Source organism: Desulfofundulus australicus DSM 11792, from assembly GCF_900129285.1.
Taxonomy (GTDB): Bacteria; Bacillota; Desulfotomaculia; order Desulfotomaculales; family Desulfovirgulaceae; genus Desulfofundulus; species Desulfofundulus australicus.
Window position 1 is genome coordinate 21668 of the sequence record NZ_FQUW01000031.1, and the last position, 14493, is coordinate 36160.

Genomic DNA, 14493 nt, shown 5'->3' on the forward strand with positions numbered 1-14493 from the left:
TCATGATGAGCGGTAGAACGGTAAAAAGATACCGTGAGGGAAATATTACCGCTGCCTTTGGAACAGATCTTTTACTCCAGGGCATTACAGCTGTTCCCAACCTTTTGCTTCGCTTATATCGCCACCTTGATATAACCGATGAAGAAATGATCCTTCTCATTCAACTTTTAAGGTTACAGATAGAGGAAAAAAATTTACTTCCTTCCGCTTCTGCGCTGGCTGAGTGTACGTCCCAGGATGTAACCCGGATACAGCAAAATCTAAACAGGTTGTTAGAAAAAGAGGTCCTGGCTGTAACTCAGTATTACGATGAAAATAAGGATCAAATCCTGAGTGGGTACGATTTTGAACCGTTGCTGGAAAAGCTTTCAGAGATCTGGGCCAGTATCAGGGTCAGGGAAATAGAGCGTACCCGCTGCTTGCTGGAAAAAAGAACCCGGATGGAAGCCAATTCTCCGGAATTTGCATTAATTATAAAGGCATTTGAACAGGAGTTCGGGCGTCCTGTTTCCCCTATGGAGGTAGAACAAATACAGCAATGGATTGAGGAATTAAACCCTACGCTGGTTTTAGAAGCCCTGCGCCGGGCTGTCTTGAGGGGAAAGCATAATTTTAAATATATTGATAGTATTATTCTGGAGTGGAAAAAGAATAATCTCCAAACTCTGGAAGAAATAAACGCCTATGATGCACAGTTTAAGAAACGACGTTCTAAAAATACCACACCAAAGGTAGACGAGCGTAAAAAAGCGCTTTTAAAAACCCTATATCTTAGCTGAGGGAGAAAGGATGCTGGCCAATGAAGGCCTGCCCTGTATGTAATGACCGGGGTATAGTGATAAAAAATAACGTGGCTTTTCCCTGCTCCTGTAGCAAGCAAAAAGCTATCCTCAACCGTTTTAAAGAAGCTGGATTGCCAGAAGGGTTACGTAATCATACTTTTGATAAATTTGACTTCAAGTATTATTCCAAATTCAGAATAGATCCGGAACGAAAAATAACTTATTACGAGTTAGCCAGGCGTACCTTTCAAGCAGCAGTGGAATTCGTCCAAAACTTTAAAAAAAACCGGCATATCGACGGCCTTTTAATTACAGGTCCCGTTGGAAGTGGGAAAACATACCTGGCGGCATGTATAGCAAACGCTTTACTGGAAGCAGAAACAGTATTATTGTTTGTCGTCGTACCTGATTTACTCGATCGCCTGCGCTCTACTTATGATCAAAACCGCCAGATAATAGAACATTATTCGGAAAAAGACCTGCTGGATACGGCAAGGGAAGTGCCTCTCTTATTTTTGGATGATTTGGGAGCCCATAATTATACTGAATGGGCTAAAAATAAACTTTACTCTATATTAAATTACCGCGTTAATCACCGTCTTCCCGTAATCATCACCACCAATATCAGCCTGGAAAACCTGGGTGAATATCTGGGGGAAAGAACTGCGTCCCGCATTTGCCAAATGTGCTGGCCCTGTCGATTATCGGTAGAAGATGATATACGAATGATCAAACGCAGGGAAAAACTCCAGGACAGCTAGTCTGAAAAGGAAAAACTAAATATTAGGGGCGGGTCCCCTCGGGGGATAATAGGGAAGACCGGGGAGCAGCTAACCTGCTTGAGCCGGCGCGGTCCCGCCACTGTAACCGGGGAGGAGCCGCAAATTGCCACTGGTTATATACTCACTGGAAAGCTAAAAAGATATTTTTCAACAATTTGTTGTGATTTTACAATATTTATTGTGAGTATTGACCGGGAAGGCGCGGTTATCTGATGATCCGCGAGCCAGGAGACCTGCCTGCCCCTTAAAACTGAACTTTTCAAGTTCAGTAAAGGCCTATCTATCTTCGCGCGAAAGATAGCAGGCGTAATGAAACCTAACACGCCCTTCTTTTGCCGGGCGTGTTTTTTTCAGGAGGAAAAATGAAGTGACTAAATCTTTACGTAACGGAATTACCACCGGAGCATGTGCTGCTGCAGCAGCCCGTGCGGCTACAGAATTACTTTATCATGATACCAAGCCTGGTGAAGTTACCCTGGTAAATCCAACTGGCCAGTTAATCAGGGTACCAATCCATAAGCTGGAAAAAATACCCGGTGGCACAAGGGCAGTAGTAATTAAAGACGGGGGGGATGATCCCGACGTTACCCACGGCCTCCCAGTTGTAGTAGAAGCTCGCCCCACTAAAAAAGGGATCCAGCTCCGCGGGGGACCCGGTGTAGGACGGGTTACCAAACGGGGTCTGGCAGTGGCAGTAGGAGAGCCAGCCATTAACCCTGTTCCAAGGCAAATGATCAGGGAAGCGGTAAACAGCATCCTTCCTCCCAATCGGGGAGTGGAACTTACGGTCAGCGTACCCGGAGGAGAGCTGGTGGCCAGGCGCACCCTGAACCCCCGCCTGGGGATTGTAGGAGGTATATCCATATTGGGAACAACGGGGATAGTTCGGCCCATGTCCGAAGAAGCTTTTAAAGATTCTCTATTACCACTGCTGGACGTAGCCAGGGCAGCGGGTTTTAACCAGGTTGTTCTTACTCCCGGACAAATGGGGGTTCGGACGGCAGTTAATAAATACGGGTTTCCAGCCGATGCCGTGGTGGAAATGAGTAATTTCGTGGGGTTCATGCTGGAAAACTGTGTAGAAAAAGGCTTTTCCGGCGTTCTCCTCTGGGGACATCATGGCAAATTGTTAAAAGTTGCAGCTGGAATATTTCACACCCACAGCCGCATAGCCGATGCCCGGCGAGAAACGCTGGCCAGTTATGCTGCCCTGATGGGAGCAGACAGAACCCTGATTGCTCATATTATGGAAGCCGGCACTATTGAAAGTGTAGTAGATCTCCTGGCTGAACATAATTTATTGGGCATATACCATCAGCTGGCTAGCCGGGCCAGCCAGCGAGCCATGGAGTACGTCCACCACCGCTTGCTGGTGGGAACGGTATTCTTGACCTTAGATGGCAAAATCCTGGGATGGGACCATCATGCCCGGGAAATAGGGAGGGCACTGGGATGCCGCGAATTAAAATAATTGGGGTGGGCCCGGGCCACCAGGATTACCTTACTCCCGCAGCCCAAAAGGCTCTGGCCGAAGCCGGGGTGCTGGTAGGCGGCATTCGCCACCTTTCTCTTTTAGCCAATGGTAGACAAAAAACGTTTATCATTAAAAATAACCTTAAGGCCATGGTTGATTTTATCAATCGACACCGGGAAGAAGGAGTAGCCGTTATAGCCTCCGGCGACCCCGGTTTATATGGTATTCTGCAGTACCTGCGTCAATACTTTTCTGTAGAGGAACTGGAAGTAATTCCTGGTGTCAGTTCTGTGCAACTGGCCTTCGCCCGCCTGGCCCTGCCCTGGCACGATGCCCTGATTACAAGTGCTCACGGAAGACCAGTTGAAGACTTGATTCAGCTGGTGCACGACCATAAAAAAGTAGCCCTTTTTACCGACCCGAGAAGTTCACCCAGCCGCATAGCCAGCATGCTCTTAGAAGCAGGTATAATCAACCGAAAAATTTTTGTTTGTTGTAATTTGAGTTATCCGGAAGAAAAAATCCTGGAAACCACAGCCGGTGAACTAGCCTGTATGGATCTATCCGGGCAAAAAAATTGTGTTATGGTGATTATAGATGAGAAAGTCCTGGCCTTACACGACTCCGGGAATTCCTGATGAATTTTTTATTCGCGGCGATATTCCCATGACCAAGGAAGAAGTTCGTACCGTCACCCTGGCCAAAGCACGATTAGGGCCAGGCCAGGTTGTGTGGGATATTGGCAGCGGTACCGGCTCCCTTGCCATAGAAGCGGCAAGGCTAATAGGCAACGGCACTGTTTATGCCATCGAGCAGAACCCTGTTGCAAGAGAGCTAATCCGTAAAAACATATACCAGTTCGACCTGAAAAATATAAAGGTAATTGAAGGTCGCGCTCCAGAAGCGTTGCTCCCCCTTCCCGTTCCCCAAAGGGTCTTCATCGGTGGCTCGGGCGGAAAGCTGGAAGAGATAATAAACCTGCTGCAAATAAGACTTAATCCTGGAGCAAGAGTGGTCATTAACGCCTTAACCCTGGAAACACTCACCCGCATCCTGGTTTTGCTCGACCAACTGCCATGGAAAAAGGAAGTGGTACAGGTATCTGTTACCCGTGCGGTTTCCCGCGGCAATTATCATCTGCTGCATGCTTTAAACCCGGTGTGGATCATTGCTGTCCAAAAGGAGGGAGATGAGGGTGGCGGGTAAGTTTTATGGTATCGGAGTTGGCCCCGGGGATCCAGAGCTACTTACCCTAAAAGCTTATCGCATATTACAAAATGTAGATGTAGTATGTGTTCCTAAATCATCAGCTGACCGGGAAAGCCTGGCTTTGTCAGTGGTCAATAAGATAATCAAGCATCAAATCCTAACTATCGAATTAACTTTTCCCATGTCCAGAAACAAGCAAATATTAGAAGAACATTGGGCCATAGCCGGGGAAAAAGTAGCACAACTGGTACAACAGGGAAACAAGGTAGCTTTTATTACCATTGGTGACTCCATGTTTTATAGCACTTATGGCTATATACAGGCTTACCTGCAAAAAAATTATCCCTGGCTACCGGTAGAAACCATTCCGGGGGTCACTGCCATGAGCGCATGTGCAGCCGCACTGGGAGAACCACTGGCTACAGGAGATGAAGACCTGGCAGTAATACCGGCAGTTAATAATCTTAAGCGACTGGAAGAGACCCTGGATACCTTTGATAACGTGGTACTGATGAAAATAAACCGCCATTTCGATAAGATTTTGGAAATTTTACACAAAAAAAATTTAATAAATCATGCCGTCCTGGTAAGCCGTTGTGGTTACCCCGATCAATTGATAAGCCGGGAAATAACCGAATTTGCTGGAAAAAATCTTGACTATATGTCAATACTCATCCTCCGGAACTTAAAAGGCCGTTAATTTAAGGGGGGCAATAAATGATTTATTTTGTTGGTGCCGGACCGGGAGATCCTGAACTGATAACTATTAAGGGAGCAAAGTTACTGCAGGAAGCTGATGTTGTTATTTACACCGGCTCCCTGGTTAATCCCAAAATATTAAATTATTGCAAACCAGGTGCAGATATTTATAATAGTGCCACCATGACCCGAGAGGAAATACTGGCCGTAATGCGCAGGGCACACCTGAAGCAATTAACCGTGGTTCGACTGCATACCGGTGACCCTGCTTTATATGGAGCCATACAGGAACAGATGGATGCTCTGATGTCCCAGAACATACCTTTTAAGGTTGTACCAGGAGTAAGCTCCTTTCTGGCTGCTGCAGCCGCCATTCCCCATGAGCTGACTTTACCAGGCGTAACCCAAACAATAATCCTTACCCGGATGGAAGGACGCACCCCGGTTCCAGAACAAGAAAAGCTTAAGGAACTGGCCCGTCATCAGTGTACCATGTGTATCTTTCTTTCCGTTCACCAGATAGAACGGTTGGTGGAAGAATTACTTGCTGGAGGTTATTCTCCCCAAACCCCGGTACTGGTGATAGAAAAGGTTTCGTGGCCTGAAGAACGCTTGCTGCGGGGAACGCTGGCAGATATTGCTGAACAGGTTAAGAATGCAGGTATTACCCGCACCGCCCTGGTTCTGGTAGGAGATGTTTTTAATTCTTCCTACCAGTTGTCGCGGCTCTATGACCCCCATTTTGACCACAGCTACCGGAACAGCAGGAAATGAACATCGCTATATTTGCCATTACTAAAAATGGTACAGAGCTGGCGGCAAAGGTATCCCGGCATTTAATAAACGAGGGACACCAGGTGCGCTTGTTCAGGCCCGGCCGTTTTCCGGGAGAAGGTGAACCTTTCAACGGTCCTGTATCCCGGATAGTGGCAGAAGAATTTTACCGGTGCCAGGGTTTGATCTTTATCATGGCCCTGGGTATTGTGGTCAGGTTACTTGCTCCTTTAATTAAGGACAAGCGTTCTGATCCTGCAGTGGTGGTTATGGATGAAAAAGGCCAGTTCGTGATCAGCACTTTAAGCGGCCACCTGGGGGGAGCCAATGAGCTGGCCCAGGATCTGGCTGGAGCTTTCCAGGCCATACCGGTAATCACCACTGCTACGGACGTAAACGGCCTGCCTTCAGTAGATGTCTTGGCCCGTAAATATACCCTGGTTATGGAACCATTTAACGCTGTAAAACAGGTAAATGCGGCACTGGTAAATGGTGAGATGGTTGCGTTTTGCAGCGAATTTCCACTGCCTTTTCCTCCAATGCAGGGCTTTAAGCTGATTCCATGGGACAAATTGCCCATTACCAGACCGCCGGGTTGGCTGGTAGTTATAACTAACCGCGAGATTTCGTTGCCCCATGAAAAAACCCTTTTTCTAAGACCACGAAACCTTATAGCCGGTATTGGTTGCCGGAAGGAAATTGATCCGGAAAAGATTAAAGAAGCCCTATTACATGCCCTGAAACTCGCCCGGCGCAGCCCTACCAGCCTGCGTCTACTGGCAACAATAGACCTGCGGGTACAGGAACGTGGTTTGCAGCAGGTTGCCCGGGAAATGGGAATCCCCCTGGTGAGTTTTTCAAGGGAACAAATCCAATCCATATTTTCCCGTGTGAAAAATCTTCAACATTCTTCTTTTGTTCAGAAAAGGATAGGAGTTGGTGGTGTATGCGAACCGGTTGCTCTGCTGGCTGCTGCTCACCACGCCAGACTGATCCTCCCCAAAACAAGCCGGGAGGGCGTGACGGTAGCGTTAGCCGAGGAAAGTTATGGGTGGTGGGAACAGGACCGGGAAGTACCGATTATTTAAGTCCCAAAGCACTTAGAGTTCTGCAGGAAGCAGATATTATCGTTGGATACAAAACCTACGTTCAACTCATTGCTCCCCTGGTGGAAGGAAAAGAAATTATCAGTACGGGTATGACCCGTGAAGTTGAACGTTGCCGCGCAGCCATTGCACAGGCTCAAAAGGGACGAAAAGTTGCCCTGGTTTCAAGCGGGGATCCCGGGGTTTATGGCATGGCCGGGCTGGCCCTGGAAATTCTATATCAGGAAAAATTGCATGACCTGGTTGAAGTAGAGATCATCCCCGGCATTACCGCTGCTACCGCGGCAGCAGCATTACTGGGTGCACCTTTAATGCATGATTTCGTGGTAATTAGCTTAAGTGATCTTTTAACCCCATGGGAACTTATAGAAAAGAGGCTGGCCCTGGCTGCTCAGGGAGATTTCGTAATAGTACTGTATAACCCGGCCAGCCATAGGAGAAAATTTCAAATCCAGAGGGCCAGGGAAATCTTGCTTCAATACAAAAACGCCAGCACACCGGTAGGGATAGTTCGCCAGGCTTATCGCGAAGAGGAAGAAGTGATTATAACAGATCTGGAAAACCTGCTTTCTCATTCCCTGGATATGTTCAGTATTTTAATCGTTGGTAACAACCAAACTAAAAAACTGGATAACTACCTGGTTACACCCAGGGGATATGTGCTATGATTCTGGTTTTAAGCGGAACTGCCGACGGGCGCTTGATTGTTCAGGACCTTATAAATCATGGCTACAATGTTCTGGCTTCTGCAACCACGCCTTATGGGGGAGAACTGTTGACCCGGCACGGTGCCGAAGTCATTATCGGCAGGCTGTCCATAAATGATATGGTAGCCCTGATTAAGAATCGCCATATTAAGCTTCTGATTGATGCCACCCACCCCTACGCCCAGCAGGTATCAGAAAATGCCCGTCAGGCCTGTGCCAGGACGCAAATTCCCTATTTACGTTACCAGCGTGAGGAAAGCAGCCTGCCCCAGCACCCGCTAATTCATTGCACCAACAGTTACGAGGAAGCAGCCCAACAGGCCGTAAGACATGGTAAAGTAATTTTCCTGACCACGGGTAGCAAAACTCTAAACATCTTTTTAAACACCGCCCGCCAGCATGGAGCACGACTGGTAGTACGGGTGCTCCCTGAACCAGAAGTGATCCAGTACTGCCGGCAGCTGGGGCTGAGCCCTGCCGATATTGTAGCCATGCAGGGTCCCTTTAGCCTGGAATTGAATCGTGCCCTGTTTAAACAATATGAGGCAGAGGTAGTGGTTACCAAGAACAGTGGTACCATAGGGGGAACGGATACCAAGGTTGCCGCAGCATTGGAACTTGGTTTGCCGGTAGTGATAATCAGCAGACCCCGGGTACCGGATAATTCTGTAACCAGCCGACAGGAATTGTTGAAAAAAATTAATAACGAAAGGATGTTGCATAGGCTATGAAGACAGGAATCATTCTTCTGGCCCATGGTAGCCGCCTTCCAGAGGCCCAGGCCACCCTGCAGGATTTAAAGGAACTGGTAGCCAGGGATGGTTCTTACGATCTGGTGGAGGGAGCATCTTTACAATTTAACCAGCCGGATTTACCGGCAGCCCTGGCTACGATGTCAGCTATGGGAATGAAAAAAGTTGTGGTAGTCCCCCTTTTTCTCTCTCAGGGGGTACATATGAAAAAAGACATACCCGAAATTTTAGCCAGGGAAAGAACTCGCTATCCCCATATGGATATTGTCATGACCGGTCATATCGGTGCCCACCAAAAATTGGCCGAAATAATAATAGAACGAATCCAGGAGGTTAACGAAGGGCATGGAATTATTTAATCCTGCAGCCATTGAAAGGGAGAGCATGCGCATAATTGAAGAAAACCTGCCCGACCTGGCTACGCTACCAGCAGGGGAAAGATCTATCATCAAGCGTGTTGTGCATACCACCGGTGATCTGTCCTGTGCCCGGTTAATACGCATTCACCCCCGGGCCGTGGAAAGTGGTTTGCGTGCTCTTAAAGCAGGAAAACCCATTCTCACCGACGTAAACATGGTCCGCAGTGGCCTTATCAAAAACCGCCTAGCATCTCTGGGAGTGGAAGTAATCTGCCTGATCAACCATCCCGAAGTAATTAAAAATGCCCAAATGAGGGGAACCACCCGGGCCATGGTAGCCATGGAACTGGGAGTTCCCAAAATAGAAGGAGGTATTATAGCTATAGGCAATGCCCCTACAGCTCTTTTTACTCTGTGTCGACTGGTATCTGCAGGACAGGTCAGGCCTGCCCTGGTAGTCGGAACACCCGTAGGTTTTGTTGGTGCAGCTGAATCCAAAGAAGAATTAATATCCCTTGGGATACCATACATTACCATGATCGGCACCCGGGGTGGCAGTACTATAGCCGCAGCAATAATTAATGCTCTCCTGCTAATGGCTTAAGTCTCACTTTACCTGAGTACCTGTGTATAATTCCTCCCCGGCTTGTCTAAAATAGTTAATAGCCGGAAAGGAGGACACAATGGGCAGTAGACTAACCAGATATGCTGGCGCGGTAACTATAATTGTTGCACTGACCTGGCTTTTAGCAGCAAAACAGGTGGAAGCCAGCACATCATGGGGAAATGATAATAACCTGACCAGCTACAAGTGTATGCTTTGCTACACCGTCAGGCCAGGAGATACGCTGTACAAAATTGCCAGGGTTCATAATGTTTCCCTGGCCAAATTAATGGAAACTAACAAACTCAGGGATTCTTTAATTAGACCTGGTGATGTGCTTTTGGTACCGGATCGGTTTAGCGAGCTTCCAGCGGTAATTTCCCGCGGAGGTATATCCAGGGAGGATTTACTGCTCCTGGCCAGGTTGATTCATGCCGAAGCCAGGGGAGAAAGTTTTACCGGTCAGGTAGCCGTGGGGGCTGTAATCCTTAACCGGCTGGCCAGCCCGGGTTTTCCCAAAACCATCCGGGAAGTAATTTTTCAGAAAGACAACAATGTCTTTCAGTTTTCACCGGTTCAGGACGGCTCCATATATCTGGAACCTGACGAAACGGCCATTAATGCTGCTCTAGAAGCCCTGGCTGGAAGAGATCCCACCAACGGCGCCTTATTTTTCTACAACCCGCATACAGCCACAGACTGCTGGATTCGTACCCTGCCTGTGGTGACCCGTATAGGCAACCATGTATTTGCCACAAAGATTTAGAAGAGCCGGTAACTAAGCCGGCTCTTTCCCTTTTGGAAAATGCAATTCCCTCACCAGAATGTTTACCGATTTAACTACCAGGCCAGTCATCTCTTCCACCCGCTCCTTTACAGCCAGCTGGATTTCCCTGCCTACTTTGTTCAACACATACCCATAGTATAAAACCGGATGCAATTCAATGAATACCCCATCTGTCTCCCTTTTAATATACACCCGGCCAGAACTTTTGACTCCCGGAACTTCTTCAGCCACCCTGGATATAATGGCCACCAGAGCTCCGGTGGTAATTGTTAATTTGCCGTAACAGGTAAAGGCAGGGCGTACCACTGATTGTTCCAGCCAGCTCCGCTTAACCTGCGGGCTCTGGCGCCCCAAAAAGATCTTTATAGAATCGGCAAATATTTCCGGAAACCTCTTTTTAACCTCTACCGTAGGAGCTGGAATGACATGTTTACTGTAACGGGCGCGCATGTCGAGGGCCTGACGAATTTCCCGAGGAGAAGCTATCTCTTCAATGTTGATGACCCTGGAAACTGGCGGCAAACCCAACCTGAAAGCAATTTTCTCCACCATCTCCAATGAAGTACCAAGTATTAGAACCCGGGAAGGTTTTGCTTCTTCCAGAACTGCTCTGGCCTGCCGGGCATGCTCTTCATCCATAAAAAGGGCAGTTTTTATAGCACCAATACGGGTAGGCTGTCGCTTTGCCGATATTCCCCCTAAAATGCGGTTGCCTTTAATTAAAAGTCCGTCGTCAATGATTAATTCCGCACCACATTCGTGAGCAGTTGTAATAGCCCGATGACTTTTTCCGGTACCGCTTGGACCGACAAGGGCATAAACTTCCACGTTATTCCCTCCAATTTAATTTCATAAAAATTCTTCTACATAACTAACCCTCTTTCCTTTTCTCTGATATGTTAGCAGGTCACCACTCCCTTCATATGCGCAAGATTGATGCGAAGAGGGAGTGGTTATTAACGAAATAAAAATACGAAAGAATTATTGTAATAATTTACATCATTAAAGGATCTTCCCGGGGAGATGGAGAAAAAAATTTATGGAAAACCAGAAGGGTGGGACATCCTTGTCATATAAATTTGCTTTATTATTGGGTCAACAGTTTAACCTTCAAGAACAAGAAGTTACCCTCTTAGGTAAAAATATCCGGCAATTTTCCCGCCTGGAAAGGCGTATTTATTTTAAACAATTAAAACCCAGGGAAAAAGAGTTTAAACTTTTCTTAAAAGAAAAATTTGCTCTCCTGGATGAAGAAGAACGACAAACGTGGTTGGATACTACGGTACAAAGCCTCCTGGAAAAAGGAGGGGATCCCGACCTGGCTGATAGCCTGGTCATGGATGTAATCGGTCGGCTGGAAGTTTACAAGAATCTGCGCGAAAAGGCTGAGATCGAAGGTATTCGTTTAAAAGCACTGACTAATTTTGGCGGGCTATCCATGGTTCTTTTCCTGGTAGTAATCATTACAGCCATTATTCTGTATTTAAAAGGACACTAGGGTGCTAATAAAATTAAGGGACGGGGTAGAGGGAGAAATGATCAAGCAGCTTAATGCTTTAAACGAAGCAAGACTTAAGTTTAAATCACTAATCGTTGAACCTGAACTAATTACCTTACGTACCGGAGCCACTTTTGATAGCAACAAAAAAATATTTTCGTTGACTTACTTCGGGCAGGATTATTTAATCGATTTTGCCGGTAATGTTTATAAACAAGGAAACCGTAAAGAGGTATCTTATAATGATCATACCTTGATTCTCCAGTATCTCTGTTCGGCTAGCGGTTTGCCACCCCGCGGTAAGTGGTTATCCTTTTTAGAATTGCCGTATGGAGCTCTCCATAATGCCCCCTTTTATACCGACGCTCTAAAACCCCTGGCAGAAGCTTTTGACACCAGAATGGATGATTTTTATCGCGCCACAAAATACCTGGGGGGGACACCTGTTAATATGGGAGATGCTGGTGCCATAATTCCGGCTTTACCCAAGCTTCCTTTAGCCGTGGCCATCTGGTCCGGTGATGATGAATTTCCACCCCGGGCAAATATCCTTTTTGACTCCGTCGCGCCAACTCATCTAACCACTGCTGCCCTCTGGGTACTGGGTGTAGAACTGGCCCATAAACTTATTACGTATATCAAACCGGAAAGGCAAGGCCTAAACTGGTTGGGAAAAACCCTTGACTTTTCTTAAACCCTATAGGATAATATACTGTGCGGACGGGATGTAGCTCAGTTTGGCTAGAGCGCACGGTTCGGGACCGTGAGGTCGCAGGTTCAAATCCTGTCATCCCGACCAGAAAAACCCGTAAGCCTATTATACCTTGAGGGCTTACGGGTTTATCTTTACCGGGATAGAAACGTTAATATTAAAATAATAAGACCTCAAATAATAAGACCTCACCTTAAATGCCCTTAAATGATACTCGATCACTTAATACCTCTCTTTAAACGGGCGCTAAAGGTGAGGTCAAATTTCTTGATAAACTAATTTTAATGAATCTCCGTGGATATTTCCCTTTTCTCTGTCGTTAACTTTCCTCCTAACCTGTTTGCCACTGAAGCCAAACTTTTTTCCAGAAAGCGGAACAAGAAATTAATTACAAAACCCGCAACAATGGCAATTAATACTGCACAAACGCCGTAAAGCAAAGCATTATTCCGGGCAGTATTTCTTTCCCAACGAACCATTCCCACCGGACGGATATTCAAAGTTACGGAGGAGCTACCCAAAATCCGGCCGTTTTTAACTGCATAAGCAGTAATTAGAGAATTCCCCGGTACCGATGAACCTGGTAACATAATAACCAGATTAAATTTTTCTCCTTCTTGCTGAATGACATTTTCTTTAATTCCATATAATCCATTTTTCTCGTACATCCTGAACAGCGCATCCAGATAATCCTTACCCTGTAAACCCTTCAGCACATGGGTTTGATTACCGGTAGCCTCCAGGATAATGGCCCTGTCTCCAACCATCCGAAACTCTGGAGCTATACCCATTTTTTCCTGTAATGCCGGGCTCAAACGCTCCAAAGGTGCAGAAGAGTAAACCAGGTACATGGCAGGTATATTTTGAACCGTAGCGGTAGTGGTATTCATCCACAGGAATCCAATTTTACCTTTTTTGTTCAATTTTACATCTGTTGTTGGTGAAACTAACTTAACATAGATGTCACTGCCGGCAGGTGCTGTTCCTGAAATGGATATCTGCTGACCGCTGAAATTTATTCCCATATCAATTCGGTCAGGGTTGGCAGTTACATTGACAATTCCAGCCCAGGCAGGGATATTTAACACCAGCAGTAAGACTAAAACAAGCAGACCTGTTATTAATTTTGTTCGCATTAATGACCACCTCCGAGGACAATCATGCTGGAGGGAGTAGCCAGCAAATCATGAGCCATTTTTACCATTACTCCCAGCACTACCAGGGAAAAAACGATGCGCAATTGCTCTCCCTTTAGCCTGCGGCCAATACGTGCTCCCAACTGAGCACCAACGGCTGACCCTAGAAGCAGCAGGAGGGCCAGCAAAACGTCTACAGTTTTGTTTACCATTGCTTGAACCAGTGTAACATTGGCAGCAGTAAATAACACCGTAAATAAACTCGTACCTACGGCTTTCAATGTTGGAATACCCAAAATATAAATCATCACGGGGAGCATAACTCAACTTTGACAGTAAAAGCGGGTTTTAGGCTTCATCAACTCTTGAAAACCCAGTAAAATCAAGGATGTATATTGGGAATATCAAAAAATGTTGTGCCACGTATACCATTTACTGTCTTTGAATATCCAATATTGCCATGTTATAATGATTATGCTATGTTTGTCAGGACAAAAACCTTCGCCAATAAAGATGGCACCAAAAGGACGTACTTACAAATAGTTGAAGGTGTTCGTGAAAACGGTAAAGTACGCCAGAAAGTTGTTGCTAACCTGGGCCGCATTGAAGATGCCCAGTCGGGTAGCCTCGACCGTTTAATTGAAAGCCTGGCTAAATTCTCCAAAAAGAGGTGGGTTCAAGCTGAAGCCGCCAGGCTCATGGTTTTAGAGGCAAAAGAATGGGGTACTGAGCTGATCTTCCGACACCTGTGGGAAAAGCTGGGACTGGCTGCCATTATCAAAAACCTTCTTGATAAAACAGAAATAACCAGTCCTCTTGATGAAGCCATATACGCCATGGTCCTAAACCGTATCAGTGATCCATTGTCCAAGCGGGCGGTCAACGAATGGGTCAACGAGATCTACCGGCCCGCCTTTAAGGAACTGGAGTTACACCATTTTTACCGGGCATTGGATTTTCTCATCCTACATAAGGAAACCATTGAACTGGAGTTATTTGAGCAAACGAAAAATCTATTTAACCTGGAACTGGATCTGGCTTTCTGGGACACCACCTCCACCTACTTCACTGGAAATGGTCCCGAAGGTCTGGCGGAATACGGGTATTCCAAA

General features: G+C 46.5%; 19 protein-coding genes, 1 tRNA gene and 1 riboswitch. Of the genes, 17 read left to right on the top strand and 3 right to left on the bottom strand.

Features of this window, described 5'->3' with window-relative positions; genetic code table 11:
- Window positions 1-5 precede the first annotated feature (5 nt).
- From BUB44_RS11425 to BUB44_RS11485, 13 genes are all read left to right on the top strand, one after another.
- Window positions 6-779 (top strand): DnaD domain-containing protein, encoded by a 774-nt coding sequence (locus BUB44_RS11425; protein WP_242655965.1) that lies wholly within the window; start codon window positions 6-8, stop codon window positions 777-779.
- Between the two features lie 20 nt (window positions 780-799).
- Window positions 800-1543 (top strand): ATP-binding protein, encoded by a 744-nt coding sequence (locus tag BUB44_RS11430; RefSeq protein WP_073166452.1) that lies wholly within the window; start codon window positions 800-802, stop codon window positions 1541-1543.
- Between the two features lie 13 nt (window positions 1544-1556).
- A riboswitch (cobalamin riboswitch) is annotated at window positions 1557-1819 on the top strand.
- 112 nt (window positions 1820-1931) lie between these two features.
- Window positions 1932-3035, top strand: coding sequence for a cobalt-precorrin-5B (C(1))-methyltransferase CbiD (gene cbiD / locus BUB44_RS11435; RefSeq protein WP_073166455.1), 1104 nt, complete (start codon window positions 1932-1934; stop codon window positions 3033-3035).
- Window positions 3017-3676 (top strand): precorrin-6y C5,15-methyltransferase (decarboxylating) subunit CbiE, encoded by a 660-nt coding sequence (cbiE, locus tag BUB44_RS11440; protein ID WP_073166458.1) that lies wholly within the window; start codon window positions 3017-3019, stop codon window positions 3674-3676. The genes cbiD and cbiE overlap by 19 nt, the downstream gene beginning before the upstream one ends.
- Window positions 3677-3704: 28 nt before the next feature.
- Window positions 3705-4244 (top strand): precorrin-6Y C5,15-methyltransferase (decarboxylating) subunit CbiT, encoded by a 540-nt coding sequence (gene cbiT / locus BUB44_RS11445; RefSeq protein ID WP_242655966.1) that lies wholly within the window; start codon window positions 3705-3707, stop codon window positions 4242-4244.
- A complete protein-coding gene (gene cobI / locus BUB44_RS11450; protein WP_073166463.1) occupies window positions 4234-4947 on the top strand; it encodes a precorrin-2 C(20)-methyltransferase in 714 nt (237 codons plus the stop codon). The genes cbiT and cobI overlap by 11 nt, the downstream gene beginning before the upstream one ends.
- Window positions 4948-4964: 17 nt before the next feature.
- Complete coding sequence (cobM, locus tag BUB44_RS11455) at window positions 4965-5720, top strand: precorrin-4 C(11)-methyltransferase (protein ID WP_073166465.1); 756 nt, start codon at window positions 4965-4967, stop codon at window positions 5718-5720.
- The gene (locus tag BUB44_RS11460; protein WP_073166468.1) at window positions 5717-6808 is read left to right on the top strand and encodes a cobalt-precorrin 5A hydrolase; all 1092 of its coding nucleotides are present in this window, start codon (window positions 5717-5719) and stop codon (window positions 6806-6808) included. The genes cobM and BUB44_RS11460 overlap by 4 nt, the downstream gene beginning before the upstream one ends.
- The gene (gene cobJ, locus BUB44_RS11465) at window positions 6772-7494 is read left to right on the top strand and encodes a precorrin-3B C(17)-methyltransferase (protein ID WP_073166471.1); all 723 of its coding nucleotides are present in this window, start codon (window positions 6772-6774) and stop codon (window positions 7492-7494) included. Before BUB44_RS11460 ends, cobJ begins: the two co-directional genes overlap by 37 nt.
- Window positions 7491-8264: a precorrin-6A reductase gene (gene cobK / locus BUB44_RS11470; protein ID WP_073166474.1), complete on the top strand. Its 774-nt coding sequence runs from the start codon at window positions 7491-7493 to the stop codon at window positions 8262-8264. The genes cobJ and cobK overlap by 4 nt, the downstream gene beginning before the upstream one ends.
- A complete protein-coding gene (locus BUB44_RS11475; protein ID WP_073166476.1) occupies window positions 8261-8644 on the top strand; it encodes a sirohydrochlorin chelatase in 384 nt (127 codons plus the stop codon). The genes cobK and BUB44_RS11475 overlap by 4 nt, the downstream gene beginning before the upstream one ends.
- Window positions 8631-9248: a precorrin-8X methylmutase gene (locus tag BUB44_RS11480; RefSeq protein WP_073166479.1), complete on the top strand. Its 618-nt coding sequence runs from the start codon at window positions 8631-8633 to the stop codon at window positions 9246-9248. The genes BUB44_RS11475 and BUB44_RS11480 overlap by 14 nt, the downstream gene beginning before the upstream one ends.
- A 79-nt stretch (window positions 9249-9327) precedes the next feature.
- Window positions 9328-10014, top strand: a complete 687-nt coding sequence (locus BUB44_RS11485) for a cell wall hydrolase (RefSeq protein ID WP_073166482.1) — start codon at window positions 9328-9330, stop codon at window positions 10012-10014.
- A gap of 12 nt (window positions 10015-10026) precedes the next feature.
- On the opposite strand, the gene BUB44_RS11490 is transcribed toward BUB44_RS11485, so the two are convergent.
- Entirely contained in the window at window positions 10027-10863 is an 837-nt protein-coding gene (locus BUB44_RS11490; protein ID WP_073166484.1) for an Asp23/Gls24 family envelope stress response protein, read from the bottom strand.
- 238 nt (window positions 10864-11101) lie between these two features.
- Here BUB44_RS11490 and BUB44_RS11495 point away from each other — a divergent pair, with 238 nt between their 5' ends.
- The 3 genes from BUB44_RS11495 (at window position 11102) to BUB44_RS11505 (ending at window position 12332) form a co-directional block, all read left to right on the top strand.
- Window positions 11102-11533 carry a hypothetical protein gene (locus BUB44_RS11495; protein WP_073166494.1) on the top strand — a complete coding sequence of 144 codons (432 nt, stop codon included), beginning with the start codon at window positions 11102-11104 and terminating at the stop codon, window positions 11531-11533.
- Window positions 11534-11570: 37 nt separating this feature from the next.
- The gene (locus BUB44_RS11500) at window positions 11571-12227 is read left to right on the top strand and encodes a DUF3786 domain-containing protein (protein ID WP_073166487.1); all 657 of its coding nucleotides are present in this window, start codon (window positions 11571-11573) and stop codon (window positions 12225-12227) included.
- A 27-nt stretch (window positions 12228-12254) separates the two neighbouring features.
- Window positions 12255-12332: transfer RNA gene (locus BUB44_RS11505), tRNA-Pro, on the top strand.
- 194 nt (window positions 12333-12526) lie between these two features.
- Here the strand turns inward: BUB44_RS11505 and BUB44_RS11510 are convergent.
- Together BUB44_RS11510 and BUB44_RS11515 are read right to left on the bottom strand one after the other, a co-directional pair.
- Window positions 12527-13381, bottom strand: a complete 855-nt coding sequence (locus BUB44_RS11510; protein ID WP_073166490.1) for a TIGR02186 family protein — start codon at window positions 13379-13381, stop codon at window positions 12527-12529.
- Window positions 13381-13701: a TSUP family transporter gene (locus tag BUB44_RS11515; protein ID WP_083543225.1), complete on the bottom strand. Its 321-nt coding sequence runs from the start codon at window positions 13699-13701 to the stop codon at window positions 13381-13383. Before BUB44_RS11515 ends, BUB44_RS11510 begins: the two co-directional genes overlap by 1 nt.
- A 159-nt stretch (window positions 13702-13860) precedes the next feature.
- Here BUB44_RS11515 and BUB44_RS11520 point away from each other — a divergent pair.
- Window positions 13861-14493 (top strand): IS1634 family transposase (locus BUB44_RS11520; protein WP_423219793.1); only part of this gene is annotated, 633 nt, incomplete at its 3' end.